The 25,999-nt window shown below is 62.5% G+C and carries 23 protein-coding genes and 1 riboswitch; of the genes, 14 read left to right on the plus strand and 9 right to left on the minus strand.

The annotated features are described in order from the left end of the window. Positions 1-74: 74 nt before the first annotated feature. From O6R08_RS02725 to O6R08_RS02735, 3 genes are all read left to right on the plus strand, one after another. A complete protein-coding gene (locus O6R08_RS02725; protein WP_271418635.1) occupies positions 75-1,268 on the plus strand; it encodes an ABC transporter substrate-binding protein in 1,194 nt (397 codons plus the stop codon). Between the two features lie 2 nt (positions 1,269-1,270). Next, positions 1,271-2,371, plus strand: coding sequence for a FecCD family ABC transporter permease (locus tag O6R08_RS02730; protein WP_271418636.1), 1,101 nt, complete (start codon positions 1,271-1,273; stop codon positions 2,369-2,371). Positions 2,372-2,433: 62 nt separating this feature from the next. Beyond that, a complete protein-coding gene (locus O6R08_RS02735) occupies positions 2,434-3,204 on the plus strand; it encodes an ABC transporter ATP-binding protein (protein WP_271419185.1) in 771 nt (256 codons plus the stop codon). A 123-nt stretch (positions 3,205-3,327) separates the two neighbouring features. On the opposite strand, the gene O6R08_RS02740 is transcribed toward O6R08_RS02735, so the two are convergent. Together O6R08_RS02740 and O6R08_RS02745 are read right to left on the minus strand one after the other, a co-directional pair. Beyond that, positions 3,328-3,732, minus strand: a complete 405-nt coding sequence (locus tag O6R08_RS02740; RefSeq protein WP_271418637.1) for a DoxX family protein — start codon at positions 3,730-3,732, stop codon at positions 3,328-3,330. Positions 3,733-3,786: 54 nt separating this feature from the next. Continuing rightward, on the minus strand, positions 3,787-4,467 hold the full coding sequence (locus tag O6R08_RS02745) for a hypothetical protein (protein WP_271418638.1): 681 nt from the start codon (positions 4,465-4,467) through the stop codon (positions 3,787-3,789). Positions 4,468-4,807: 340 nt separating this feature from the next. Between O6R08_RS02745 and O6R08_RS02750 the strand changes: the two genes are divergently transcribed. After that, entirely contained in the window at positions 4,808-5,434 is a 627-nt protein-coding gene (locus O6R08_RS02750) for a DJ-1/PfpI family protein (protein ID WP_271418639.1), read from the plus strand. On the opposite strand, the gene O6R08_RS02755 is transcribed toward O6R08_RS02750, so the two are convergent. After that, positions 5,400-6,002 carry an HAD-IA family hydrolase gene (locus O6R08_RS02755; RefSeq protein ID WP_271418640.1) on the minus strand — a complete coding sequence of 201 codons (603 nt, stop codon included), beginning with the start codon at positions 6,000-6,002 and terminating at the stop codon, positions 5,400-5,402. The two genes, O6R08_RS02750 and O6R08_RS02755, sit on opposite strands and share 35 nt — an antisense overlap. Before the next feature lie 117 nt (positions 6,003-6,119). On the opposite strand from O6R08_RS02755, the gene O6R08_RS02760 reads away from it, so the two are divergent. Both O6R08_RS02760 and O6R08_RS02765 read left to right on the plus strand, forming a co-directional pair. Next, positions 6,120-6,782 carry a peptidyl-tRNA hydrolase gene (locus O6R08_RS02760; RefSeq protein WP_271419186.1) on the plus strand — a complete coding sequence of 221 codons (663 nt, stop codon included), beginning with the start codon at positions 6,120-6,122 and terminating at the stop codon, positions 6,780-6,782. A gap of 23 nt (positions 6,783-6,805) precedes the next feature. After that, positions 6,806-7,324, plus strand: a complete 519-nt coding sequence (locus O6R08_RS02765; RefSeq protein WP_271418641.1) for a glycine cleavage system protein R — start codon at positions 6,806-6,808, stop codon at positions 7,322-7,324. 80 nt (positions 7,325-7,404) lie between these two features. Here the strand turns inward: O6R08_RS02765 and O6R08_RS02770 are convergent, their stop codons facing one another. After that, positions 7,405-9,702, minus strand: a complete 2,298-nt coding sequence (locus O6R08_RS02770; protein ID WP_271418642.1) for a family 20 glycosylhydrolase — start codon at positions 9,700-9,702, stop codon at positions 7,405-7,407. Positions 9,703-10,046: 344 nt separating this feature from the next. On the opposite strand from O6R08_RS02770, the gene tpx reads away from it, so the two are divergent. Beyond that, entirely contained in the window at positions 10,047-10,550 is a 504-nt protein-coding gene (gene tpx / locus O6R08_RS02775; RefSeq protein ID WP_271418643.1) for a thiol peroxidase, read from the plus strand. 214 nt (positions 10,551-10,764) lie between these two features. After that, positions 10,765-12,000, plus strand: coding sequence for an alpha-amylase family protein (locus O6R08_RS02780; RefSeq protein ID WP_271418644.1), 1,236 nt, complete (start codon positions 10,765-10,767; stop codon positions 11,998-12,000). Between the two features lie 3 nt (positions 12,001-12,003). Here the strand turns inward: O6R08_RS02780 and O6R08_RS02785 are convergent, their stop codons facing one another. Then, positions 12,004-13,134: a nucleotide sugar dehydrogenase gene (locus O6R08_RS02785; protein WP_271419187.1), complete on the minus strand. Its 1,131-nt coding sequence runs from the start codon at positions 13,132-13,134 to the stop codon at positions 12,004-12,006. A 235-nt stretch (positions 13,135-13,369) separates the two neighbouring features. On the opposite strand from O6R08_RS02785, the gene O6R08_RS02790 reads away from it, so the two are divergent. From O6R08_RS02790 to O6R08_RS02810, 5 genes are all read left to right on the plus strand, one after another. Beyond that, positions 13,370-14,332 carry an alpha/beta fold hydrolase gene (locus tag O6R08_RS02790; RefSeq protein WP_271418645.1) on the plus strand — a complete coding sequence of 321 codons (963 nt, stop codon included), beginning with the start codon at positions 13,370-13,372 and terminating at the stop codon, positions 14,330-14,332. Between the two features lie 70 nt (positions 14,333-14,402). Further along, positions 14,403-14,655, plus strand: a riboswitch (cobalamin riboswitch). An 80-nt stretch (positions 14,656-14,735) separates the two neighbouring features. Further along, a complete protein-coding gene (gene mutA, locus O6R08_RS02795) occupies positions 14,736-16,646 on the plus strand; it encodes a methylmalonyl-CoA mutase small subunit (protein ID WP_271418646.1) in 1,911 nt (636 codons plus the stop codon). Further along, complete coding sequence (gene scpA / locus O6R08_RS02800) at positions 16,643-18,832, plus strand: methylmalonyl-CoA mutase (protein ID WP_271418647.1); 2,190 nt, start codon at positions 16,643-16,645, stop codon at positions 18,830-18,832. Before mutA ends, scpA begins: the two co-directional genes overlap by 4 nt. 147 nt (positions 18,833-18,979) lie before the next feature. Beyond that, positions 18,980-20,026, plus strand: coding sequence for a methylmalonyl Co-A mutase-associated GTPase MeaB (gene meaB, locus O6R08_RS02805; RefSeq protein WP_271418648.1), 1,047 nt, complete (start codon positions 18,980-18,982; stop codon positions 20,024-20,026). 220 nt (positions 20,027-20,246) lie between these two features. Then, positions 20,247-21,767 (plus strand): S8 family peptidase, encoded by a 1,521-nt coding sequence (locus O6R08_RS02810; RefSeq protein ID WP_271418649.1) that lies wholly within the window; start codon positions 20,247-20,249, stop codon positions 21,765-21,767. Between the two features lie 57 nt (positions 21,768-21,824). Here O6R08_RS02810 and O6R08_RS02815 read toward each other — a convergent pair whose 3' ends face one another. The 4 genes from O6R08_RS02815 to O6R08_RS02830 all read right to left on the minus strand — a co-directional run bounded on the left by O6R08_RS02815 (position 21,825) and on the right by O6R08_RS02830 (position 24,779). After that, positions 21,825-22,040: an RNA-binding S4 domain-containing protein gene (locus tag O6R08_RS02815; RefSeq protein WP_271419188.1), complete on the minus strand. Its 216-nt coding sequence runs from the start codon at positions 22,038-22,040 to the stop codon at positions 21,825-21,827. Between the two features lie 45 nt (positions 22,041-22,085). Next, on the minus strand, positions 22,086-22,847 hold the full coding sequence (locus tag O6R08_RS02820; RefSeq protein ID WP_271419189.1) for an amino acid ABC transporter ATP-binding protein: 762 nt from the start codon (positions 22,845-22,847) through the stop codon (positions 22,086-22,088). 35 nt (positions 22,848-22,882) lie between these two features. Further along, positions 22,883-23,605 carry an amino acid ABC transporter permease gene (locus tag O6R08_RS02825; protein WP_333907915.1) on the minus strand — a complete coding sequence of 241 codons (723 nt, stop codon included), beginning with the start codon at positions 23,603-23,605 and terminating at the stop codon, positions 22,883-22,885. Positions 23,606-23,852: 247 nt separating this feature from the next. Further along, the gene (locus O6R08_RS02830) at positions 23,853-24,779 is read right to left on the minus strand and encodes an ABC transporter substrate-binding protein (RefSeq protein WP_271418650.1); all 927 of its coding nucleotides are present in this window, start codon (positions 24,777-24,779) and stop codon (positions 23,853-23,855) included. A gap of 468 nt (positions 24,780-25,247) precedes the next feature. On the opposite strand from O6R08_RS02830, the gene O6R08_RS02835 reads away from it, so the two are divergent. Then, complete coding sequence (locus tag O6R08_RS02835; RefSeq protein ID WP_271419191.1) at positions 25,248-25,931, plus strand: ABC transporter ATP-binding protein; 684 nt, start codon at positions 25,248-25,250, stop codon at positions 25,929-25,931. The last annotated feature ends 68 nt before the right edge of the window (positions 25,932-25,999 follow it).

The raw sequence follows: 25,999 nt of genomic DNA on the forward strand, positions 1-25,999 counted from the left end.
CTTCCCAGTCGACGTTTCTTGACTCCTTCCAGAGGGTCAGCAAATCCGCCACCGCTACTGAAAGAAGACATAGCATGACCACTATCGCGTCCCCCTTGCCTCGCCGGTCGAGGACATTCACAGCCCTCGTCGCCCTTGTTATGGCGGCTGTCGTATTCCTCTCTGCGTGCACGAGCGGGCACACGGAGGGTGCGGCGCAAACGAAGCCGACCGAGACGGTGACGGACGCGTTGGGCCGGAAGGTCGAGGTTCCTCGGGATGTCGATCGCATCCTCATGGGAGGCCAGAAGATGCTGTACACCACAGCCCTGCTCAACCCAGACAATCCGACGGACAAGATCGTCGCTTGGCCAGAAGACCTCAAGGAAAACGACCTCGCCACCTACAAGCGGTACTCGAAGGAGTTCCCGGCAATTAGCACTATCCCCACGACTGGCGAGATCTACAACAACACGATGTCCCTCGAGCAGGCTCTCGAGTCGCGTCCCGATGTCTTCGTGGTGAACGCGGGCGTCTTTGACGCCGCCAAGGACGCCGGAATCATCGACGGGCTCGAGAAGGCCGGGGTGCCGACGGTGGCCGTCGACTACTTCATCGACCCCGTGAAAAACACCGTCCCGAGCATCCGTCTCATGGGCAAACTCCTGAATCGCGAGGACAAGGCCGAAGAGTTCATCACATACTACGAATCCAAGGTCTCGACGGTGACCTCGCGTCTGAAGAAGGCGAAGGCCAGGCGCACGCCCACGTTCCTGTGGCGCGCTCCCGGATATTTCGACTGCTGCTCCACCTTCGCCAAGTCCAACCTCGCGCAAATTGTCAATCTGGCCGGCGGGGACAATCTGGGTGACAGCATGATCAAGGCGAAGCAGGGCCAGGTGTCCCCCGAGGCTCTCGCTGGCCAGAACCCGCAGGTCATCATCGCCACCGGCGCGGACTGGGCCCAGGGCAAGACCCCGGTCAAGTCCGGCGCGTATGTCCCGCTGGGCTACGACGAGTCCCCGGAGGCCGCCGCGCGTGACCTGCGAGCGGTCGTCGACAAGCAGGCCGCCGTGCGAAAGACCAACGCTGTTGCGAATAAGCGAATCTATGCCGCGTGGCATCACTACTACGACTCGCCGTACAACTACCTTGCCGTGGAGATGTTTGCCAAGGCGATGCATCCGGAGCTGTTTTCCGACATCGATCCGGACGCGGAGGTCCGCGAACTGCATGACAAGTTCCTGCCCGTCGAGGCGACCGGCACGTTCTGGACAGGTCTGAAATGACCATGACGAGCGCTGACGGCGGCACCCGGATGGTCGGCGCAGCCGCGGAGGGCAGCGCCAGCGCAACCGCGCAGTGGTACCGACTCAGGGGACGCCGCAAGACGGGGATTATCGTGGGCCTTGTCGTCCTCCTGGTCGCCGTATCCCTCGTGGATTTCCTCCTCGGTGGCGGCTCGATGCCAGCTCGAGACGTTCTGGCCACGGTGATGCATCCGGCGCAGTCTCGTCCCATAGATCACGAGATTGTCTTCGATATTCGCTTGCCCATGACTGTCACCGCGGTGCTTGTCGGAGGGGCTCTCGCGGCTGCCGGGTCCCAGATGCAGACGATTCTCGGCAACCCACTGGCAGAGCCCTACACCCTGGGCGTGTCCGCCGCCGCCGGCTTCGGCGCCGCACTGGCAACCGTCTCCGGGTTCACGGCGACCGACATCGGCGCAGCGCTGGGCATGGCGGGCACCGCGTGGCTTTTTGCGATGCTGGCGTGCGGAATCATCCTGTTGTTCTCCCGATTCCGCGGACCCGGTGCGGAAACCATGATCTTGCTCGGCATCGCCATCGTCTTCTTCTTCGATGCGCTCCTGGCTCTCATGCAGTACCTGGCCTCCGAGACTCAGCTCGAGCAGGTGGTGTTCTGGACGATGGGCAGCCTCACGCGCGCAACCTGGCCCCAAATCGCGCTGCTGTCCGTCGTGACGGTCGCGGGTCTGGTGTTCTTCTATCGCAACGCGTGGAGCCTTACTGCTTTTCGGATGGGCGATGATCGCGCCCGCGCGCTCGGCGTGCACGTCGACGCGATGCGGACCGTCACTCTGCTCGTCGTCTCGTTCATAGCCGCTACTGCCGTCGCCATGGCCGGAACCATCGGGTTCATCGGGCTCGTCGGGCCCCACGTCGCGCGGATGATCGTCGGTGAGGATCAGCGTTACTTCTTGACGACCTCGGCCATCGCGGGATCTCTGCTCCTCGTCGGTGCGTCCGCCGTCTCGAAGATCATCCAACCCGGGGTGATTCTTCCCGTCGGGATCATCACCGCGATCGTCGGTGTGCCCGTCTACGTCCTGATCATCACCAGTAAGAGGGGGACGCTGTGGGCCTCTTAGGTTCAGACTCTGCGACGATCGAGGCCGGTGCGGCGCCATCCGGCCACTCCAGTCGGGACGTGATGTCGGCTCCGGTCCATGCGCCGGCGATTCGTGTGCGCGGGATCGACTTTTCGTACGGTCGCGCGCAGGACCCCGTGTTGACCGGCATCACCCTTCCCGACATGGACGCAGGCACCATCACGTCGCTGATCGGCCCCAACGGTGCTGGCAAGTCGACGCTGCTGCGCTGCATCGCGGGACTGGAAAAATGTGGTGGTGACGTCGCCACGGATCGGGTCCTGTATTTGCCGCAGGACCCTCCACCGGCGAGCTCACTGACCGTGTTTGAGAGCGTCATGGTCGCTCGCCAGCAGGCCTTTAAAGGACTGTGTGGTTTGCGCGTCACATCCGCCGCCCTCCGGGATGTCTCCGAGGTCATCGAGGTGTTGGGCCTGGGTCCACTGGCCGCGCGCACCATGGCGCAGCTGTCGGGAGGGCAGCGACAATTGGTGAGTTTCGCTCAGGCGGTGATTCGCAGACCGTCAGCCCTCCTGCTTGACGAGCCCACGAGTGCGCTCGACCTGCGAAATCAGCTGTTGCTGTTGGATCGCATCCGGCAAGCGGCCAAGGACATCCCCGCCGCGGTCATCATGACCGTCCATGATCTGGGGCAGGTGGCCCGTTTCAGTGACCAGGTGGTGGTCCTGTCCTGCGGTCGCGTTCACTCGGTGGGCGACCCTCGTGATGTCATCACGCAGGACATGCTTCGCGAGGTCTATGGAGTCAATGCCACCGTGTACTCGACAGCCGATGGCGGTATAGCGGTCGAGGCCTCGCAGGCTCTGTCGTAAAGCGGGCCTACCCGGCCGACCACATGCCGGTTCGCACCAGTTGGCAGCCGTATCGTTCATTCCTCGGGGATGACGTCTGTCACGACCCCTTCTGGCAACGGCGTGGTGTCTGGTGCGACGTCCTCAGCAGTTCTCCGCTACTTCCCGGGCCTGTTTGATCAGCAGGGCCTGCAGCGGCAGCCGCCCCAGGGAGATCACCTGCCACTTGGGCTCGCGGTCACGCCACTGACGCGCCATCTCGAGGTTGCCGGGGAACACGGCGACGAACAGAGCTGCAGCGGCACGTCCTCCCAGGCTGCGAGTGCGCGGACAGGCCAACAGGGCCGCCGTCGCAAGTTCGGCAGCGCCGGATCCGTACGTCCAGGAGCGTGGTTCGCCCGGGATCTCGGGGGGAATGATGCTGTCGAAGGGTTCCGGCTTGAGGAAGTGCAAGGTCCCGGCTCCGGCACACAGCGCCGTCAAGAGACGAGCGGTGTGATGAGCGTGTGCGGCCTTGTCAGAGGATTTGTGTGAGCACTTGCAGAACATGCTTCAAGGCTACCCCGAGGTCCAAGCTGCGGCCGTCCACCGCGTCAGCATCCGTCAGCTGGCGTTCTTGTACACGAACTTGATCTTGACGTTGGGGTCAATACCTTCCGCTATGCCGCGGTAGAACTTCTCGCACTGAGCCTTGAGGGTCTTGCCGTTTTCCTTGACTTGCTGCTGCTCGGTGGCAGGATTCAGGACCTCCGTGATGGCCTTCGCTGTGTCGATGTCGGCAGTCACGAAGCTCAGGGCGCCATCGTTCTCGGCGGCCTTCTTGAACTCCTCGTTGCTGTGGCCGATGAACTTGAACGGCGGTACCGTCACCGTGATGTGGGTCGGGTCCTCGCGCTTGACCTTGACGGCCTGGCCGTCAACACCGAGCTGAGCGTCATAGCCGTACTGAATGAACTGGGTCTTCGTGGTGCCCCAGATCTCATGGCCACCGAGGGTCCTGGCCTGGTCCTTCTGCAGGATGCCCTCCATCCTCATACTGAGCAAGATGACGTCTCCCTTGAGCTCCATGGACTCCACGACGCGTCGATCCGTCGTCTTCTCAGAAGTTCCGGCGACGTCGCCGAACCCGGGCCAACTCCGATGGGATCCCCACATGATGACGCCTCCGCCGAGGAGAACCCCGATCAGGAGGAAGCTCAGTGCTCCCTTGACGCCAAATCCCTTCGGCTTACGACGAGAATGGGCGGTGGCACCGTGACTGGCGGCTGAGGACGTCTTTGACATGGGAAATCCTTCGAGACAAGGTGGCACGCGGTTATCGCACGACTCAGTGTGCCAAGCTGCATGATATTACTGTCGGCCTTCTCCACCCCAATGGTGGTGGGAGCTGACCTCGAGCTGAGCAGCGGCAAGCAGCCCCGACCAGTCCTCCTAGTAGGTTCTCCTGACGAGCATCCTGCGGCAGACAGCAATCATCAGTGAACTCCTGGAGAGCAAGGCGTTTGGGGTATTCAGAGCCGGACTGTCATTCATCGCCGAATGGACGCGATGGCGCTGGGGTAAACACTCGAATACCGATCATGTAATCGCTGGGACACGCCTGCTGTGCAGATACCCTTGCCCCATGAGTCGACAGATCGGTGTCCTCCTTTTCGACGGCTTTGAACTTCTCGACGTCTTCGGCCCGGTCGAACTGTGGAGTCGGTTGTCGGACCGGTACGAGGTGACGTTCTGTGCGGTCGAACCCGGCCCGGTTCGCAGCAGTCAGGGGGCGACGGTCATGGCCACCGAGGGCACGGATTCCTGCGTCGGCTGCGACATCGTTCTGGTTCCAGGCGGACCGGGGACGCGATCCCTGGTTGCCGATCACGCCTTCCTGGCCCGGCTGCGTGGATGGGCGGCTCCCGCATCCATCATCTCGTCGGTGTGTACGGGTTCCGCGATGTTGGCTGCGGCTGGCCTGCTGGAAGGCTACCGGGCGACCTCGAACAAGATGGCCTACGCATGGGCGTCCTCCCACGGCCAGGACGTCAGGTGGGAACCACGAGCACGATGGGTGCACGACCGTGACCGGTGGACCTCCTCAGGTGTTGCTGCGGGCATGGACATGACGGCTGCCCTCATCGAGTATCTGGAAGGCAAGGAGACCGCCGAGAGGGTGCTTCAGGAGGTCGAGTTGGAGGTACAGACAGACCCCGACCGTGATCCGTTCGCTGTCACAGACGATCGAGCAACTGCGTCAAACCGCTGATCGTTGTGGTGTTCGGGTAAGGCTCGGAAGACAGTAGGAATCCCTCGATCCCGGCGGCTTGAGCAGCGTCGATGTCAATGGGACGATCGCCCACGGCAATGACCTCGGACGGGCTGAGTCCGTGACGCTCCATGAGCACCGTGTTCATCTGGGGGTCTGGCTTGCGGGCGAAACCGTCAGGGGCGCACACGAGGTCGTCCACCTGCACTCCTAGGGCATGGAAGAGGTTCTCGGCGCTGGTGCGATCACGATGAGTGGCGACCAGGTTGAGGCCACCACCGCGCCGCACGGCCGTCATGACCTCTGCTGCTCCAGCCATGAGTGGGGCAGGATCGTGCACCCACTTCTTTTTCAACAAGGTGTAGGCATCCTCGAGCAGCTCGGAGGAGACGTCATAGCGTTGTGCCAAGACCTCGATGGCGTGGGCAATCGACTCGGACCTGAGCCGGGCAACTTCAGACAACTGCTCCTCGGTCGGTTCGGGCCACACGACCTCCGCGAGTGTCTGGTCGACCTGCGGGTAGGTGTCGACCAGTGTTCCTCCCATATCCCAGATGATGCTCTTCACACCGACGAGTCTCGCAGATATTCATCCGTCAAGCCGACCGCCCCTGTTCTTGATGAAAGACTGGCGAGTAGCCTGCCACGAGTGACCACACCCGAACACGAACCCGATCCCTGGGCGATGCAATTGGTACTGCTTCGCGACAGAATCCACCCCGCTCGCCAGGTTGATGCCTGCGAGGCGGCTGCCCGTGCCGTCGTCTTTCTGCTTGACGACCCTCGAACGCAACCAGGAGGGCCGTGGCACGACGCCGTCCAGCAGTGGTCCGACAAGCGCATACGCAAGATCGTCCGGCGAGCTTCCGGGAAGAGATGGGACGACGTCCAGGCTCTTGACGGGGTCACCGTCAGTCAGGATCCACCGGCCGACGCTGCTCCCCGAACCGGCCCAGCCATGGTGCGAGCCTTCGTCCCTGCCCCTGTGCGTCCCCAGCCCAAGCCGATAGACAAGCTTCAGGTCTCCGGCACGAACCTTCCTACTGACGGTCTTTCCGCCACATCGGATGCTGTGGTCACCATTGAGGTGAATCCTCGCATTGAGATGACGACCGGCAAGGCTTGTGCCCAGTGCGGCCACGCCGCCCAACTTGCTCATGAGGCGATGACTACTGGCAACGATGATGACCGGCGCGCACTGGAGGAGTGGCGCCGTGACGGGTTCCGCGTCCGCGTCGTGACCCCGACCCTCGAGCATTGGGACGCTGACGGGGCCCGAGTGAGGGTTATTGATGCCGGATTCACAGAGTTCGACGGACCTACCGCGACCACCCGGGCACAGTGGTGACTCAAGCCACGTAGACTCGTGCCATGTCGCAGCTCCTTCTGACCGCGGTCGGCGCGGACCGCGCCGGACTTGTCTCCGACTTGTCTGAAATTGTCGCCAGCCATGACGGCAACTGGCTCGAGAGCCGCATGGCACGTCTCGCCGGTGCTTTCGCCGGAATCGTCCTCGTCGATATCGACGAGGACGAGGTTGAGCCCCTCAAGGTTGACCTGTCACACCTCGAAGCCAAGGGTCTTCGTGTCACCGTCACCGACACCACCCCACACCACGACAGTGACGAGGCCCTCCTGGTGGTTCATCTCGTCGGCCACGATCATCCCGGGATCATTCACGCGGTGACGGCAACGATGGCTCGTCTCGGCGTCACCATTGACGACCTGTCCACGGGCCTGCGTGAGGCGCCGATGGGTGACGGCATCCTCTTCGAGGCTCAGGTGCAATGTCGCATCACCAACGCGACGACTGTTGAGGACCTCCGCTCGGAACTGGAATCCGTGACCACTGAGATCATGGTCGACATTGATCTGGTCGATCCTTCCTGATCCCGTCGTTGCACAGCCGGCAACACCGCACAGGTCGCGCTGTCGCCCGACCACGTGCGGTGTTCCCATCTGGGCTGGCACTACGCACCGGAGTGTGGAAGCTGCGAGGCGTGTGTACCAGTCGTTCCATGACTCTTCGAATGGCCTGTGACGTGGATCACGCCGGGGTCAGTCCCACCACCAGTAGTGCCATGCTTGCCGGAAGCCGGTGAATGGCCGTCGTTTCCGGTGCCCGTTTCTCCGGGGTTGGCCGGGTTGTCGGGTTGCGCTGGCGGGGGTGCCGCAACTGTCACGAATTGATCACCGGAAAGGCTGAGCGGAGCAGTGCGATCCGATACGTTCAGTGGTTCTGGTGTGCTCAACGACAGGCGGTAGACGCCCGGGGGAGTGCCCTCGGGAATCGTGGCGTACACGCGAATGAGGGAATTCATGACACGACCGGTCGTGCGACCCTGGTCAGTGAAGTGATAAGCCGTGGGCATCTCGGTTGTGACGGCGACTGGCACCGGGGTCAATCCTGTTGCCGTGTCGTGTTTTTCCGTCACCGGCGTGAGGGTGCCCTGCAGGTTGGTCGGTGCTTGAGTGGCACCTGGCAGAGCGAGCAGGCCCACGAGATGACGCCCCGGCAGGGCGTAATCCACCTCGACAGGTGCATAGGACGATGCCCAGGGGGATATGAGCGCGTCGAGGTGGAAGGACGTGCCGCGAGTGAGATGAACGGTCGAGCGCAGCGACTCACGCATCTTGAAATCAGTGAAAGATCGCTCGGACTGCGGGGTCCACGCCACCTCTGCGGTTGCTTCCAGGCGCGGGAACATGACCGACTGTTGGTCGTGTTCGGTGCGCATGTGCTCATTCCACAGCGCGGCTTCCACGCCGGCTACGTTCTCCTCTGCTACGCCCGACATCTGAGTTGGATCCCAGTTGTAGAAACTCTCGATGGTGCAGCCGTTCTCGCCGCACGCCCAGCTCGGGCCGGGCAAGTCAGCTGAAGGCTTTTGCGGCAGATAAGCATGCTTCACGTGGGACATGATGACCTTGGCATGCTTCGAGGAAATAAAGTTCGCCAGACGTCCACCCTGGTTGGGCTCATCGGCGGTCCAGTGCTGGACGTAGCTGCCATCGGGTAGCTGAGCGCTGGCGTCCTGGGCCGGCTGAAGTGCCTCGTTCCAGACGATGGCCGCGTGATGATTCGCGGTGAGCATGTCCGACACTCGCTTCATGTACGACTGGTAGGGCTCCTTGGCTGTCTTCGAGGCCTCGTCGCCACCAATGTGGAAAACGGGCACCCGTACTTCCGGAACACCCGAGCGGGCCACTCCTTCGTCGATGTAAGAGTTCAGGCGTGATACCACGTGAGAAAGGAAGGTGTAGGTGGCTTCGTTACCCGGGTCCAGGGTGGTGCGATCATCCTCCTGGTAAGCGCGCACGCGATCCTCGCCGCTTGCGGGTTTGGGATAAGAACCGGATGAGTTAAGTTCAGCGATGGCATGCAACATGGCATTGGCGTGACCAGGGCCGTCGATTTCTGGCACGATTCCGACGCCGTGGCGGGCGGCATAATCCACGAGGTCGATAAACTCCGCCTTCGTGTAGTAGCCAGTACGCCCAGCAGAGGGCGCTAATTTCGAGTGGCCGGCCATGTAGGAGGTTACCCCAGAACGTTCGGTGAGCTGTGCGTAATCGATGGTGTCGTCGGCAGCCTTGCCCTCGTTGTCAATCTCGACACGCCAGCCCTGATCATCGCTCAGATGCAGATGAAGAGTATTGAGTTTCACCGCGCTCATGTCGTTGATGATGCGTTTCACCTCGTCGACCGGGATGAAAGAGCGAACCGGGTCGATCATGAGACCACGCCAGCTGTAGCGCGGCTGGTCGGTAATGAACACCTGCGGCAAAGTGGGGGAGGCGGCAAGTGTGGTTGGAGCCTGTGCCCATGGCCCCAGCATCTGGGTGAGGGTCTGCACCGCCCAGATAGCGGCGCGGGTGCCAGCGGCTTTGATGGTGATACCGGTCTTGGTCACTGAGAGTTGATAGGCCTCTCCTCGCTGTGCGCCTGTTCCAAGGGAATCGTCCTTGGTCATGGTGATTGGGCAGTCATGTCCGCGTAGCAGCGTCAAACCGTAGGCCTTGCCAATATTGGCCCGAAGAATATCGATCGCCGGCGTGAACTGCTCTGGCGCACTGACACAGGCTCCGGCAGGGATTGTGTAAGAAGCCCCGTCATCAGCGAACTTGGCAGAGGCAGGCAGGGGAAGGAGGTTGAGGTGAGCCGGATTAGAAGCAGCCATTTTTCCAGATACCTGCATTTTCCAGTCCGAAGGTGGGGGTTCATGGGCGCTGACGGGCGATGCGACGCTGAGAGCGAGAGCGCACACTGCTCCGATGCTGACTAGTGTCCGTCGCCAACGCGCGAGTGAATGGTGCACAGCGAGTCCTTTCTCACCGATATGGTGCTACGGCCTGATGATGCCGTTCCTCTTTGACATCGGCCCGTCTGACATGGGTCCGCGCACGAACAGGCAACAACGGCATTGCCGCCCGGACGGTGCTGGTGTCAACGTGCCTTGAGCACCGTCTCAGCTTACGCGGTTTAGCTAGGGGATGTTGCCAAGTGATGAGTTCTGTGCGGGCCCTGGATAGGGCCCCAGAGCTGTTCACTGGGGACTGAAAGCCGTCCGGACCCTCGGCGTCAGTCCCCTCATCCGCATAGAGTGTGAATATGGCCACTACTGCTCTTAAGGGACAAACCGTCAACACCGTCGCCGACCTGCCTCAGGTCGGATCCGATCTTCCGCCGTTCACCCTTGTCAAGCCTGATCTGTCGGAGCTGACCAGCGACGAGCTCAAGGGCAAGAAGCTCGTCCTCAACATCTTCCCGAGCATCGACACTGGTGTCTGCGCGACGAGCGTGCGTACCTTCAACGAGAAGGCTGCCGGGCTCGACGACACCATCGTGCTGTGCGTTTCCCGTGACCTTCCCTTCGCTCAGGCCCGTTTCTGCGGGGCTGAGGGTATCGAGAACGTCGTCGTCGCCTCGGCCTTCCGTTCCCACTTCGGTAAGGATCTCGGTGTCACCCTCGCTGACAGCCCGATGCAGCATCTGCTGGCCCGTGCTGTCATCGTCGCAGACGCCGAAGGCAGGGTGACCTACACCCAGCTGGTCGACGAGATCACCACTGAGCCTGATTACGACGCTGCTCTCGAGGCCGCCAAGCAGGCCTGACTCAGCTCATTTTCGGGGGCGTCCCGACTGCATGTCGGGACGTTCCTGCCGGCCACGGAGGGTCTTCCTCATCACCGGGTACTCCTGTCAAGGCACCGAGTTCATCGTCACCGCTGCGCCTCATGCAGCCCCTTTTCGCCGCAGGCCTCGACCACGACTGACATGATGGAAGGGTTGCAGTCGACCGGCTGCGGCAACGGCGAACGGAGGCATCATGGCGCGACGTCCCGGATGGGTTGATCATCTCATCGGTTGGCACGTCTATCCCCTGGGATTCGTGGGAGCTCCCATGCGACTCGAGTCCTCTGAGGTGAGCCATCGTCTCTCGCACGTGGAGGCCTGGCTCGATCACGCTGTCTCTCTCGGGTGCTCTGGCCTGGCCCTGGGGCCGATCTTTGTGTCGGCTGGCCACGGTTACGACACCTTGGATTACTTCACCATTGACCCGCGTCTTGGTGACAACGCTGACGTCGACCATCTCCTAGCCGCCGCCCACTTCCGTGGTCTGTCGGTGCTCCTTGACGGGGTGTTCAACCACGTCTCACGTCGCCATCCGGTCGTGCAGGATGCCCTGGCTGCCGGCCCGGACTCTGAGGCCGGACGCATGGTCCGCTGGCGTGACGGCCAGCTCGACGTCTTCGAGGGCCACGGCGACCTCGTCACCCTCAACCACGACGACCCGGGCGTGCGCGACCTCGTTACCCGGGTCATGAACCATTGGTGTGACCGTGGCGTCGATGGCTGGCGTCTGGACGCGGCCTACTGTGTCAATCCGGAGTTCTGGGCCGCGGTCCTGCCTTCGGTGCGTGACAAGCACCCCGACGTATGGATTTTCGGAGAGGTCATCCATGGCGATTACGCCGGAATCGTCAAGGCGTCCGGCATGGACTCGGTGACCCAGTACGAACTGTGGAAGGCCATCTGGTCGTCCATCGAGTCCCGAAACTTCTTCGAACTCGACCACGCTCTTGGCCGTCACAACGAGTTCTGCGCCTCCTTCACCCCGATGACCTTCGTCGGGAACCACGACGTCACCCGCATTGCCTCGAAGGTGGGGCAGGATGGTGTGATCGTCGCGACGGCAGTGCTGGCCACCATCGGCGGCATCCCGCTCATCTACTACGGCGACGAATTGGCATATCGCGGCATCAAGGAGGAACGGTTCGGAGGGGACGACGACATCCGGCCGGTCTTCCCGCCCAGCCCAGCGCAATTGTCGGACCTCGGTGCCGAAACCCTGCGCGCCCACCAGGATCTGCTCGGTCTACGGCGTCGACACCCCTGGCTCGTCGACGCTGTCACCGAGTCCCTCGACCTCACCAACGAGCGCTACGTCTATCGCAGTGGGGTCCCCGGAACCGAACCCCTCATCGTCGAGCTCGATGTGCGCGATGGCTGCTCGGCTCTCATCCGCGAAGCCGGCCAGGTCATCTGGTCCAGCCGAGCCTGAGACTCAGTCACCGCCGAAGATGTCTCGGGTGTAGACCTTCTCGGCGACGTCGGCCAGCTCCGGGGACATCCGATTGGCGATGATGACGTCGCAGTCGGCCTTGAAGGCGTCGAGATCACGGGTGACCTTCGAGCGGAAGAACTCGTCGCCCTCAAAGGTCGGCTCGTAGACGATGACCTCGATGCCCTTGGCCTTGATGCGCTTCATGACACCCTGGATCGACGAGGAGCGGAAGTTGTCCGACCCTGCCTTCATGACCAGACGGAAGATTCCCACTCGCTTCGGATCCTTGGCGATGATGTCGGAGGCGATGAAGTCCTTGCGCACCGTGTTCGAGTCGACGATGGCCTGGATGAGGGTCTGGGGGACGTCCTGGTAGTTGGCCAGCAGCTGACGGGTGTCCTTGGGCAGACAGTAACCGCCGTAACCAAAGGACGGGTTGTTGTAGTGGTCGCCGATGCGCGGGTCAAGACAGACGCCGTCGATGACCTGGCGGGTCGACAGCCCGCGCTGGGAGGCATAGGTGTCGAGCTCGTTGAAGAAGGAGACCCGCATCGCCAGGTAGGTGTTGGCGAACAGCTTGATGGCCTCGGCCTCGGTGGCCCCGACGAAGAGGGTTGGGATGTCGGTGTCGAGGGCCCCGGCGGTCATGAGGTCGGCAAACAGGTGTGCCTTGGCCGAGTCCGACCCGACGACGATCCGTGACGGATGAAGGTTGTCGTAGAGGGCCTTGCCCTCACGGAGGAACTCCGGGGAGAAGATGATGTCAAGCCCGGGACGCTGCGCGCGAACCCCCTCGACGAAACCCACCGGAATCGTCGACTTGACCACGATCGTCGCCTCGGGTGCGAGCTGCTGGACGAGGTCGAGTACTGCGTCCACGCTCGAGGTGTCGAAATAATTCTGATGGGGGTCGTAGTTCGTCGGGGTGGCGACGATGACGAAGTCGGCACCGTCATAGGCCTCACGCGGCTCGGTGGTGGCCTTGAGGTTCAGCTCGTGGTGGGCCAGGTACTCCTCGATGAGGGGATCGACGATCGTCGTGTGTCTGTTGTTGACCGCTTCGACCCTTTCGGCGTCGATGTCAATGGCGACGACACTGTTGTGCTGGGCCAGCAACACGGCATTGGCCATGCCGACATAGCCCAGTCCTGCGACGGCGATTTTCACGGGAGGTCCTTTCGGTGGGTTCCCACGAGTTTAGATCGGCGACTTTACGAGATGGTGACGACCCCGTAGAGGCTCATTGGTCGGTTTGGTGACGGTCGTCAGATGCAGGATCACGGCGATAAGGGTGGACTTTTGCGCGGTGTCGAAAACCTGGCAGTGGAAGGTCAATATGCTGTACTCACGACCTCGGGGAGGAACTATGGACACCATCACCATCACTGCCGACGACGGAGCCGACATCGACGTCCTTGTCTGGCGCCCCGAGGCTGCGTCAGGGCGCCCTACCAAGGGATTGGTGCAGTTGTGTCACGGCATGGCCGAGTACGCGGCTCGCTATGACCAGATCGCCCGGTTGCTTGCCGGCGACGGATGGCTCGTCGTGGCCAATGACCACCGTGGCCATGGGGCGCGCGCCGCGGCCACCGGCGAGCTCGGAACCACCCCTGATCGTGGTTACCACCAACTGCTCGACGATCTGTCCGCCGTCGCCGACCACTTCCTGGCCGAGGTGGAGGGCAAGCCGTGGTTCCTCGTCGGGCACTCGATGGGGTCGTTCCTCGCCCGTGTGCTGGCCGCTCGTCGCGGGCGCGAGATGGCCGGTCTGGTCGCCATCGGTACCGGCTTCTCCTTGGGGCCGTTGAGCGCCGTCGCTACTGGACTGGCCCAGGCCCAGGTGCTCATGGTGGGGGAGGATTCCCGCAGCCCGTTGCTCAACACCCTGTCCTTCGGGTCCTTCAACCGGGCCTTCCAGCCGGCTCGCACCGACTACGACTGGTTGTCCCGCGACGTCCGCGTCGTGGACGCCTACATCCATGACCCGCTGTGCGGCTTCGTGTGCACCGCAGCCTTCTACCGCGAACTCGTCCGACTTATTGAGCTCGCCAATTCCACCGAGGTCTTCCGGGCGACTCCGCCGACTCTGCCCATTCTGCTGATGTCAGGGGCCAAGGATCCGGTAGGCGATTCCGGAAGGGGAGTTCGCCAGGTGGCGCGTCAACTGCGCGACGCGGGTGTACACGATGTCAACCTCGTCGTTTACCCTGGGGCGCGCCACGAAATCCTCAACGAGGTCAACCGTCGACATGTCCACGCCGACCTGCGTGACTGGATTGACTCCGTCGCTGCCCGACCTCGAACCCCTCAGGTTCGAAATGCACGGTGAGAGGCCGTTCACGCACATCTCGCACGATCGTGCACATGTACCCCCAGCGTGCGCAGTCGATCGTGCGCGGCCTAGTATCGGTAGTGCTGGTGCCGAGAAATCCCGATTCGGGGTCTCAAGGCGGTAAGAGGGAATCCGGTGAAACTCCGGAACTGCCCCGCAGCGGTGAGTGGGAACGACATCACCATCGTCGCTCCACTGGTCCTCGGACCGGTGGGACGTCGATCAAGCACTGGGCTCCGGCCTGGGAAGCGGTGACGTAGGACTCGTCGGCAGACGAGGTGCCCACGAGTCCGAATACCTGCCAGAGTATGTGGTGCACTCCGCGTGTGTCACAGCGTCCGAGGTCTCGAGGGCCGGCCGAGGTCGTCCAACCATCCACAGCGGAGCAGGAGTCTGACGAATGACTGATCCTGACAACCTCGCATCCACCTCCGTCGAGGACAGGATGCCCGAGGAGTTGAGCCTGGCCGGGGACTTCCCGAAGGTCACCCACGAAGAGTGGGAGGACGCGGTCCTCAAGGTCTTGAATCGGGGTCGCCCCGAGGGCAAGGAACTCAACATCGAGCAGGGAATGAAGCGCCTCGAGCCGACGACGGTCGATGGCATCAAGATCGAGCCGATGTATCGGCTCCCGGATTCTCGCGAAGAGCTCGGCGCACCGGGCGTGCCGCCCTTCACCCGAGGCACCACGATCCGTACCGGCAGCATGGACGCATGGGATGTTCGAGCCCTTCACGAGGATCCCGACGTCGAGTTCACCAAGAAGGCCGTCATCGCCGACCTCGAGCGTGGCGTGACGTCCCTGTGGCTGCGCGTCGGTGCCGACGCCATCAAGCCCGAGGACATTGCCGGCGACCTCAAGGACGTGCTGCTGGACCTGGCCAAGGTCGAGGTCTCCAGCCGCGACGACCAGGAGGCTGCCGCCGAGGCCCTCCTCAAGGTGTACGCCGATTCCAAGATTGAGCCCGACAAGCTGTCGTTCAACCTCGGTCTGGACCCGATCGGCTTTGCTGCCCTCAACGGTGGCACCCCGGATCTGTCCACCATGGCCGAGTGGGTCAAGAAGACCGAGAACTACAAGAACTCCCGCGCCTTCGTCGTTGACTCCACGATTTACCACAACGCTGGTGCCGGCGACATCCACGAGCTCGCCTGGGCCATCGCCACCGGTGTCGAGTACGTCCGCGCTCTCATCGAGCAGGGACTGACCGCCGAGCAGGCCTTCGACGCCATCAACTTCCGGGTGACCGCCACCCACGATCAGTTCCTGACCATCTGCCGTCTGCGCGCCCTGCGCACCCTGTGGAACCGCGTCGGTGAAGTCTTCGAGGTGCCGGCCGCCAAGCGTGGTGCCCGTCAGGAGGCCGTCACCAGCTGGCGCGAACTGACCCGTGACGATCCCTACGTCAACATCCTGCGCGGCACCATCTCGACCTTCGGCGCTGCTGTTGGTGGCGCCGAGGCCGTCACGACGCTGCCCTTCGACGCTGCCATCGGCTTGCCGAAGAGCGACTTCTCGCGCCGTATCGCCCGCAACACCGGCATCATCCTCGCCGAGGAGTCCAACATCGGTCGCGTCAATGACCCGGCCGGTGGCTCCTTCTACGTTGAGGCCCTGACCAAGAAGCTGGAAGATGCTGCTTGGGCCCAGTTCCAGGCTGTCGAGGCCGCCGGTGGCATGGTCGCGGCCCTCACCGGCGACCACGTCCGAGCCGAACTCGACACGCTCAACACCGAGCGTGCCAAGCGTCTGGCCACCCGTAAGCAGCCGATCACGGCCGTCAGTGAGTTCCCGCTGCTTGACGCCAAGAGCGTCGAGACCAAGCCGTACCCCGAGGTTGCCGAGCGTAAGGGTCTGGAGTGGCACCGCGACGCCGAGGTCTTCGAGGCTCTCGTCGATCGTTCCGCCACCTGCCCCGAACGTCCGAAGGTCTTCCTGGCCTGCCTGGGAACCCGTCGTGACTTCGGACCCCGCGAGGGATTCTCCGCCCCGGTGTGGCACATCGCCGGCATGGAGACCCCCGAGTGCGAGGGAGGCACCACCGAAGAGGTCGTCAAGGCCTTCAAGGAGTCCGGTGCCGAGGTCGCCGACCTGTGCTCGAACGCCAAGACCTATGCGGCCCAGGGCCTCGAGGTCGCCAAGGCCCTCAAGGAGGCCGGCGCGAAGCTGGTCTACCTGTCGGGTGCCTTCAAGGAATTCGGTGATGACGCTGCCGAGGCCGAGAAGGTCATCGACGGGCGCATCTACCTCGGGATGGACGTCGTTGACGCCCTGACCACCACTCTGGACACGTTGGGAGTTGCCAAGTGACCACCCTGCCTCGTTTCGATTCCATCAACCTCGGAGACTCTCCGGTCCCTGCCGACGCGCAGGAGCAGTTCGCCAAGCTGGCCGCGGCCGCTGGTGAGCAGGAGGCCTGGGCCACTCCGGAGCAGATTCCGGTTGGCCACCTGTACTCCGAGGACGTCTACGCCGACATGGACTGGCTGGACACCTACGCCGGTCTGCCTCCGTTCACCCACGGCCCGTACGCCACCATGTACGCCTTCCGTCCGTGGACGATTCGTCAGTACGCCGGATTCTCCACCGCCAAGGAGTCCAACGCGTTCTACCGCCGCAACCTGGCCGCTGGCCAGAAGGGTCTGTCGGTCGCCTTCGACCTGCCGACCCACCGCGGCTACGACTCCGACAACCCGCGTGTTCCCGGCGACGTCGGCATGGCCGGTGTGGCTGTGGACTCCATCCTGGACATGCGCGAGCTCTTCGCGGGTATTCCGCTGGACCGCATGTCGGTGTCCATGACGATGAACGGCGCCGTGCTGCCGATTCTCGCCCTGTACGTTGTGACTGCCGAGGAGCAGGGCGCCAAGCCCGAGCAGCTCGCCGGAACGATCCAGAACGACATCCTCAAGGAGTTCATGGTTCGTAACACGTACATCTACCCGCCGCTGCCCTCGATGCGGATCATCTCTGACATCTTCGCCTACACCAGCGCGAACATGCCGAAGTGGAACTCCATCTCGATCTCCGGCTACCACATGCAGGAGGCCGGCGCGACCGCCGACATCGAGATGGCCTACACCCTGGCTGACGGCGTTGACTACATCCGCGCTGGCGAGTCGGTGGGGCTGAAGGTTGACCAGTTCGCACCGCGTCTGTCCTTCTTCTGGGCCATTGGCACCAACTTCTTCATGGAGGTTGCCAAGATGCGCGCGGCCCGCATGCTGTGGGCCAAGCTGGTCCACCAGTTCAACCCGAAGAACCCGAAGTCGATGAGCCTGCGTACCCACTCGCAGACCTCCGGCTGGTCGCTGACCGCTCAGGACGTGTACAACAACGTCATCCGCACCTGTGTGGAGGCCATGGGAGCTACCCAGGGACACACCCAGTCCTTGCACACCAACTCCCTCGACGAGGCCATCGCCCTGCCGACTGACTTCTCCGCCCGTATTGCTCGTAACACCCAGCTGTTCATCCAGCAGGAGTCGGGCACCTGCCGCGTCATTGATCCGTGGAGCGGTTCGGCCTACGTCGAGAAGCTCACCCTCGAGCTGGCTCGCAAGGCCTGGGGCCACATCCAGGAGGTCGAGAAGGCCGGCGGCATGGCCAAGGCCATCGAGAAGGGCATCCCGAAGATGCGTATCGAGGAGGCCGCTGCTCGTACCCAGGCTCGTATCGACTCTGGCCGTCAGCCCCTCATCGGCGTCAACAAGTACCGTCTCGACGAGGAGGAGCCCCTCGAGGTCCTCAAGGTCGACAACACCCAGGTGCTCAAGGAGCAGAAGGCCAAGCTGGAGCAGCTGCGTGCCAACCGTGACGAGGAGGCCTGCCAGGCCGCCCTGGAGAAGATCACCTGGGCTGCTGCCAACCCTGACCCGAGCGATCCCGACCGCAACCTGCTCAAGCTGTGCATCGACGCTGGTCGCGCCAACGCCTCCGTCGGCGAGATGTCCGACGCACTGGAGAAGGTATTCGGGCGCTACACCGCTCAGATTCGTACCATTGAGGGTGTGTACAGCAAGGCAGCCGGAAGCACCGAGTCGAGCAAGAAGGTCCACGAACTCATCAAGCAGTTCGAGGAGAAGGAAGGCCGTCGTCCGCGCATCATGATCGCGAAGATGGGCCAGGACGGTCACGACCGTGGCCAGAAGGTCGTCGCGACCGCCTATGCCGACCTCGGCATGGACGTCGATGTCGGCCCGCTGTTCCAGACCCCCGAGGAGACCGCTCGACAGGCTGTTGAGGGCGACGTCCACGTCGTCGGTGTCTCCTCGCTGGCAGCCGGACACCTCACCCTGGTGCCGGCCCTGCGCAAGGAACTGGACAAGCTCGGCCGCTCCGACATCATGATCGTTGTCGGTGGTGTCATCCCGACCCAGGACTTCCAGGAGCTCGTCGACGACGGCGCGGCCGCCATCTACCCGCCTGGTACCGTCATCCCGGATGCTGCCGTCGAGCTGATGGAGAAGCTGCTCGCAGCTCACAACGACGACTGAGCCTGGCTCGGTCCACGAGATTGAAGGGTGGCCCCTGGAACCCCGCGAGGTTCCAGGGGCCACCGGCATCCACGGCTGACAACCACCGGCTATGGGTCCTCAGCGGTGAACGTTGCTCGTGGGCGGTACGGTAGACATACCCGCCCGATGAAGGAAATGGTGATCATGCCGATCGACGTCCACGAACTGGTTGAGCAAGTCCTGGCAGGTAGCCGCCAGCACATTGCCAAAGCGCTGACTCTGGTGGAGTCGAGCAAACCGGCCCATCGTGAGAAGGCGCGTGAAATGCTGCGTCTGCTGGCTCCGCACACCGGTGATGCCATTCGGGTCGGCATCTCGGGCGTCCCTGGCGCTGGCAAGTCCACCTTCATCAACGCCATGGGCACCAAGCTCATCGATGAGTTCAACTACAACGTTGCCGTCCTGGCCGTCGATCCCTCCTCGACTCGTACCGGCGGCTCGATCCTCGGCGACCGCACCCGCATGGGGGATCTGTGCAACCGTGACGAGGCTTTCGTGCGACCCTCGCCCTCGGGTGGCCACCTGGGTGGCGTTGCCCGGGCCACTCGCGAGGCCATGATCGTCATGGAGGCTGCCGGCTACAACGTGGTTCTCGTCGAGACTGTCGGCGTCGGACAGTCCGAGGTTGCCGTGGCCGGGATGGTCGACACCTTCCTCATGCTGTCCGTCGCGGGTACTGGCGACCAGTTGCAGGGCATCAAGAAGGGCATCCTGGAGTTGGCGGACGTCGTGGCAGTCAACAAGGCCGAGGGCGACAATGCCGCCAACGCGCGTGTCTCCGCCCGGGATCTGTCGATCGCCATGAAGCTCGTCTCCTCCGACGCCGACAAGCGCCGCGTCCCGGTGCTGACCTGCTCTTCCTACACCAAGGAAGGGCTTGACGACGTCTGGCAGGCCGTTGTCGACCACCGCGCTTACCTTGACCAGGACGGCTCCTTGCAGGTTCGCCGTATTGAGCAGCAGCGTGAGTGGCTGTGGAACATGGTCCGAAACGAGATCCTCGAATCCTTGGACACCGATGCTTCCGTCCAGCGGGTCGCCGAGCAGATTGAAGCCGGGCTGGGCACCGAGGCCACCAACGCCTTGGAAGGTGCCGAGCAGATCTTGCGGGCCTTTGCTCGTGCCGTCCCCAGCCTGCCGTGGGCGCAAGGAGAGATGACCAGCGGTTCTTGACCGAACATTACCGGAGAAGCATCTAGTCGGGAAAGGTGAGATTCTCGGTCTTCTCGGTGCTTTGTTGGGGACGCATGGAGACTAAAACACCGACTTTTGTCCGCTCCAGAAGGGTTTTCTCTATCAGTTTCTGAGAGCTTTTACGGTCTTGGCTCGTGGATGACCCCTTGTCACAGTAGGTTGTGATTTCCCAATCAACCTACTGAGAGGAAGTGGATGCATGACATCACGTCGTATCACAACCTTGTTACTCTGCGCGGTCACTGGCGTATCTCTTGCCGCTAGTGCTGTCCCCAGTAATGCGGCTGATGGCTTCGCCACTGCACCACTGCGCACTTCTGAATCTGTGAAGACCACTAGCGAGTTCGTTGTTCACCTCAAGGGCGCTTCGACTTCTACCCGCAGCGTGTCCCACGCTAATTCCGCTGATCGAGCGCACCTGAAGTCTCTGCGAGGAACCTTTGAGCATGCTGCCAAGGCGCGCGGGACCCGCGTGGTGGGTTCCATGGCCCGAGCCAACCATTCGATGTCGGTGCAGACGTCGAAGGGGCTCGACGCCAAAGCTGCCAAGGCATTCAAGACGGAGCTGGAGCGGAACCCTGAGGTGGAGTCCGTTGAGCCAGTTCTCCACATGACGATTAACGAGCGGAGCGAGACGAGGGGCCGCACCGCAGCGGTTTCGTTCACTCCGAACGACCGGTACTGGGGCCGTCAGTGGGGCCTGAACTCCGACAAGGGCATCGACGCCCCGGGAGCGTGGTCGACCAGCATTGGTTCTGGGGTGACGGTCGCCGTCATCGACTCCGGCATCATTCGGCACCCTGACCTGGATGACAAGCTTTTGCCGGGCTACGACTTCATCTCCAACCGTTACGTTGCTGGCGATGGCGACGGTCGAGATGCCGATCCTTCTGACGAGGGCGACTGGACTCGGGCCGGCGACTGCGGTCCCGGTAGCCTCCCTCACGATTCCTCCTGGCATGGTAGCCACGTTGCCGGCATTATTGGGGCTTCGACGAACAACGGTCGCGGTATCGCAGGTGCCGCCCCTGATTCCAATATCCTTCCGGTGCGCGCTCTGGGGCACTGCGGTGGAACTGACGTCGACATCGCCGACGCCATCACCTGGTCCGCGGGTGGTGAGGTCCCCGGCGTTCCCACCAACCGCCACCCCGCCAAGGTCATCAACATGAGCCTGGGGGGCCGTAGCTCCTACTGCCCGACGAGCTACCAACGCGCCATTGATTACGCCAGGTCCCGTGGTGCGACGATCATCGTCGCTGCTGGCAACGAGAATATGGATGCCAGCAAATCGACCCCCGGAAACTGCCGCGGCGTCGTTGTTGTGGGAGCGACCGGACAGACTGGCGCTAGGTCCTACTTCTCAAACTGGGGCTGGACCGTTGACCTTTCCGCTCCTGGTGGAGACGATTACACCGGCGACCTGATCCTCTCGACGGTTAATACTGGCAAGACGACCCCGCAGGCCCCGGCCTACGGCTACATGGAGGGCACCTCCCAGGCTGCCCCGCACGTGTCTGCGGTTGCCGCCCTCATGCTGTCTGCCAACCCGAACCTCTCCCCGGATCAGATTGAGGCGATCCTCAAGCAATCGGTGAATTATGCTCGCTGCGACGCAGCGTGTGGCACGGGTATCGTCGACGCCCGCAAGGCCGTTGCGTCAGCCAGAAACGCCTACAGAAACGGCGGCTACCGAAGCGGCTACCTTTTGCACCGCTGAGAGCAGAACGTGGCCCGGACCGTACGGTCCGGGCCACGTCTTATGTCGGGTTCGTCATCACCAGGGAACGTCGGGCTCGGTGAGATCGACGGTCTCGGTGACGGTCTGGCCGCCGCTGGTGACACTCACTTCGTCGCCGGGATGAAGTTGGCGTCCACGCCGAGTTTCAACCTCTCCGTTGACGCTGACGTGCCCCGAAGCGATGAGTTCACGAGCCTGACCGCCAGTGTCGGCGAGGTTGGCGAACTTGAGGTACTGGCCGAGCCTGATCATCTGGTCGTCATGCACACCGTCAGTGTGTCACCTCGACCGCACAACTCACAGCACGGAATTGATGAATCCCTGCAGACGCTGCGATTTCGGGTGATTGATGACGTCGGTGGGGGAGCCTGCCTCGACGACGACACCCCCGTCCATGAAGACGACATGGTCGGCAACCTCGCGGGCAAATCCCATCTCGTGGGTGACGACGATCATCGTCATGCCCTCGCGCGCGAGATCCTTGAGGACGCTCAGCACCTCACCGACGAGCTCGGGGTCGAGGGCCGAGGTCGGCTCGTCGAAGAGCATGAGTTCGGGCTTCATGGCCATCGCGCGGGCAATGGCGACGCGCTGCTGCTGGCCACCGGACAGCTCGGCGGGGTAGTGGTCAGCGCGATCAGCCATGCCGACTCGCTCCAACAGGGACATGGCCAGCGGCTTGGCCTCCTCCTTGGACAGTCCGGACACGTTGACAGGCGCCTCCATGACGTTTCCCAGGGCAGTCATGTGAGGAAAGAGGTTGAATCGCTGGAACACCATGCCAATGCGTGCCCGCTGGGCTGCGATGTCCTTGTCGGAAAGCCGCTTGAGGCGTCCATCCGGTAGGGGATCGTGCTCGTAGCCGATACGCTGTCCACCGACCCAGATCTCACCGGCCTCAAAGGTCTCCAACTGGTTGATGCAGCGCAATAGCGTGGACTTTCCCGAGCCGGAAGGCCCAAGGAGGACGCACACCTCCCCGGATGCGACGTCGAGGTCAATTCCTTTGAGGATGTGGAGTGGCCCGAATTCCTTGTGCAACCCCTTGATGCGCACCATCGGTTCGGTGCCTGCAGACTCTGCTGTGGATGTGCTCACTGCTCGACCTCCAGGGCGATGTTCTTGTGCGTGGTGCCGGCTGCCTGGATGGCGGCCTGGCGACGCAGCCGCTTCGATGAGGACTTCCCGTTGAGACCACGACCGAAGTACTGCTCGAGGAAATGTTGCCCGATCATGAGGACACTCGTCATGACGAGGTACCAGAAGGCGGCGACGATGAGCAACGGTATCGGTGCGTAGATGCGGTTGGCGATGGCGTTCGTGGCGTACTGCAGGTCGAGGGTGAAGGGCACGGCCAACACCAAGGAGGTCGTCTTGAGCATGCCGATGGTCTCGTTGCCCAGCGGCGGGATGATGACCCGCATGGCTTGGGGAATGATGATGCGGCTCATGATGAGGGACGGCTTCATACCCAGGGCCTTTGCTGCCTCCGTCTGTCCCGCATCGACCGACTCCAAACCGGCACGGATGATCTCGGCCAGGTAGGCTCCCTCGTTGAGGCCCAGGCCGATGATGGCAGCAGCCAGGGCGGTGACGACCTTCTCGGTCTCGGCGCTGGCCAATTGGGGACCACCGAAAGGCACTCCGATGGACATCGTCGGGTACAGCACGGCCAGCAGTCCCCAGAACACCAACTGGGTGTACACCGGGACGCCGCGGAAGACGAAGATGTAGGCCCACGAGACAGCGCGCAGCACCGGGTTGCGGGACTGCCTCATGATGGCCGTGAGGAGGGCTACTGCTGTTCCCAACAGCATCGCGGCGAAGGTCAGCAGGATGGTGTAGCCGATGCCGGTGACGATTTTGACGTCACGTAGGTATAGCCACACCACCGACCACTGGTAGTTGGGGTTCGTGACGAGTCCCTGGAGGAAGATCAGTACCAACAGGGCAACGATGATGGCCGCGATCCAGGTTCCCGGATGTGCGACGTCGCGTGCCCGGATGCGATTCGGGATGTTGGCGTGGTGGTGTGCCACCGTAGTGCCTTTCACTCGGGTGCGATCACGGCTCAGGGTTGACCTCGGAGGTCTTGATGAGACCGTCCTCGGTGCCCCATGAGGCCAGCAGCTTCTTCATGGTCCCGTCGTCGATGAGTTTTTGGGTAGCCACCTGGATGGCTTTGGAGAGTCCGCCGTCATTCTTGGCGGTGACGACGCCGAACAGGGATGCGTCAGTGATGCCGCCGAGAGCCTCGAGTTTGGAGGTCTGTTTGATGGCATAGGCAGTGATGACCGAGTCGGCGTAGAGGACATCGGCTTTGCCACCGACGACGTTCGTGGTGGCGTCGGACTGGGATACATAAGAAAGCAGGTCAATGGGCTTCTTGCCGGCCTTGGTGCACTCCGTCGACTTTTGCTGGGCGGCGGTCTCCTGGGCAGTACCGGTCTGTACCGCCACGGAGTGTCCACACAGATCGTCGGGGGAGATCTTCTTGGGGTTTCCCTTCGGGACGGCCATCGAGAACCCAGCTTTGAAGTAGGAGGTCATGGTGACCTGTTTCTGGCGCTCCGAAGTGATGGTGAAGGAGGAGACGCTGAGGTCGTACTTGGATCCGATGGCAGGGATGAGGCTGGGGAAGGCCGCATTGGCGGTCGTCACTGTTAGGCCCATGAGCTTGCCGACAGCAGTGACGTAGTCGACGTCGAAGCCGACGACGGTTGAGCCGTCAGTGTCGATGAACTCAGCAGGTGCGTAGTTGGCGGCCGCGCCGTTACGGAGGGTGCCGGATTTCTTGATGTCGTCGGGGACCATCGCTGCGATGGTGGGATCAGTCTTGATGGAGTCGATGATCTGGGCATTTGACGGGGTGCCGGGCTTGCTGGACTCCGCCTTGGGGGTCGCAGACTCCTCGGAGGCATGGGTACATCCGCTGATGGCAAGGGCTACGACGGCCAGGGTGGCACCGGCGGCATGGCGCAGAGTTTTCATGGGACGGTCCTTCGCTACGGCGGCGTCGGGCGACACCGCATGATGCATAATTATGCGTCTTGAAGCATAAAGTCAAGTTGGGGGTGCGGGAGTGGGGGCAAGGGGGGCATGCGTAGATGGGGATCTCTGGGGTCGGTTGTACGAATGGACAGTGTTCCGTAGGCGAAAGAATGCAATAGTGACGAACTTGTTTGTGTCGGCGTTGCGAGAGTTATAATGACATGGCGTCACTGGATCAAACTCGGGTCATGTCAATGTTCGCCAGCAAGGGTATTCGTGGACGAGAATCGGATACGTGAATATTGGTGGCAAGGTGAGCGTCAATTCTGATGTGAGCCCCGGGGATACTCTGCGTGCGGCAGATCTTCGGGTCCAGGTGTGCGCCGAACATTGGTATGGTGACCACTGCGTCGAAAGACTGTACCGCGAGTGATGACCGCGCTCTGGCGCCCATGGATCGGATACCTGATGGCTGATCGATATTCATTGACTTGTTATGACTTGGTTGTCCAGTTCCCCCATGCGAGCCGACCCGCATTGGATGGTGTCTCGCTGGTTATGTCTCCGGAATCGGTGAACGTGATCGTCGGTGCTTCTGGCTCGGGAAAGTCGACATTGTTGATGTGTCTTGCTGGTTTGGAGGCGCCGACCAAAGGACGGGTCGTACATGGGGATGTCGACGTATACAGGCTGGATGACAGACAGCGTGCAGCGTGGCGGTTGCGAACGATCGGCTTGGTGTTTCAGAACTCTGAGCTGGTTCCCGAGCTCACATTGCGTGACAACATTGCCCTGCCTCTTGAGCTCCTTGGCACTGGGCGTCGGGACGCACTGAAGCGCGCCGACCACCTTGCCGAGATCCTTGACCTCGGTGAGAGCAGCAAGCGACGACCCAGTGAAGTGTCAGGAGGCCAGGCGCAGCGTGCAGCCGTGGGTCGTGCCCTCGCGCACCGTCCGGCGGTCGTCCTGGCCGACGAACCTACTGGCGCCTTGGACACGACGAACCGCCATGCCGTGATCGGTCTGCTCGACGATCTGGTTCGCGCTGAAGGTTCCACCTTGGTGATGGTGACCCATGATGAGCACACGTTGCCGAAAAACGCCCGGATCATTCGCCTGGCCGATGGACAGATCATGGGAGACGCGGCGTGACAGGCTTGCGTCTGGCGTTGCGATTGAGCCGTGGAGCAAGCCGTCATGATCTGATTCGATCACTGGTG

The organism is Cutibacterium equinum (genome assembly GCF_028021195.1).
Classification (GTDB): Bacteria; Actinomycetota; Actinomycetes; order Propionibacteriales; family Propionibacteriaceae; genus Cutibacterium; species Cutibacterium equinum.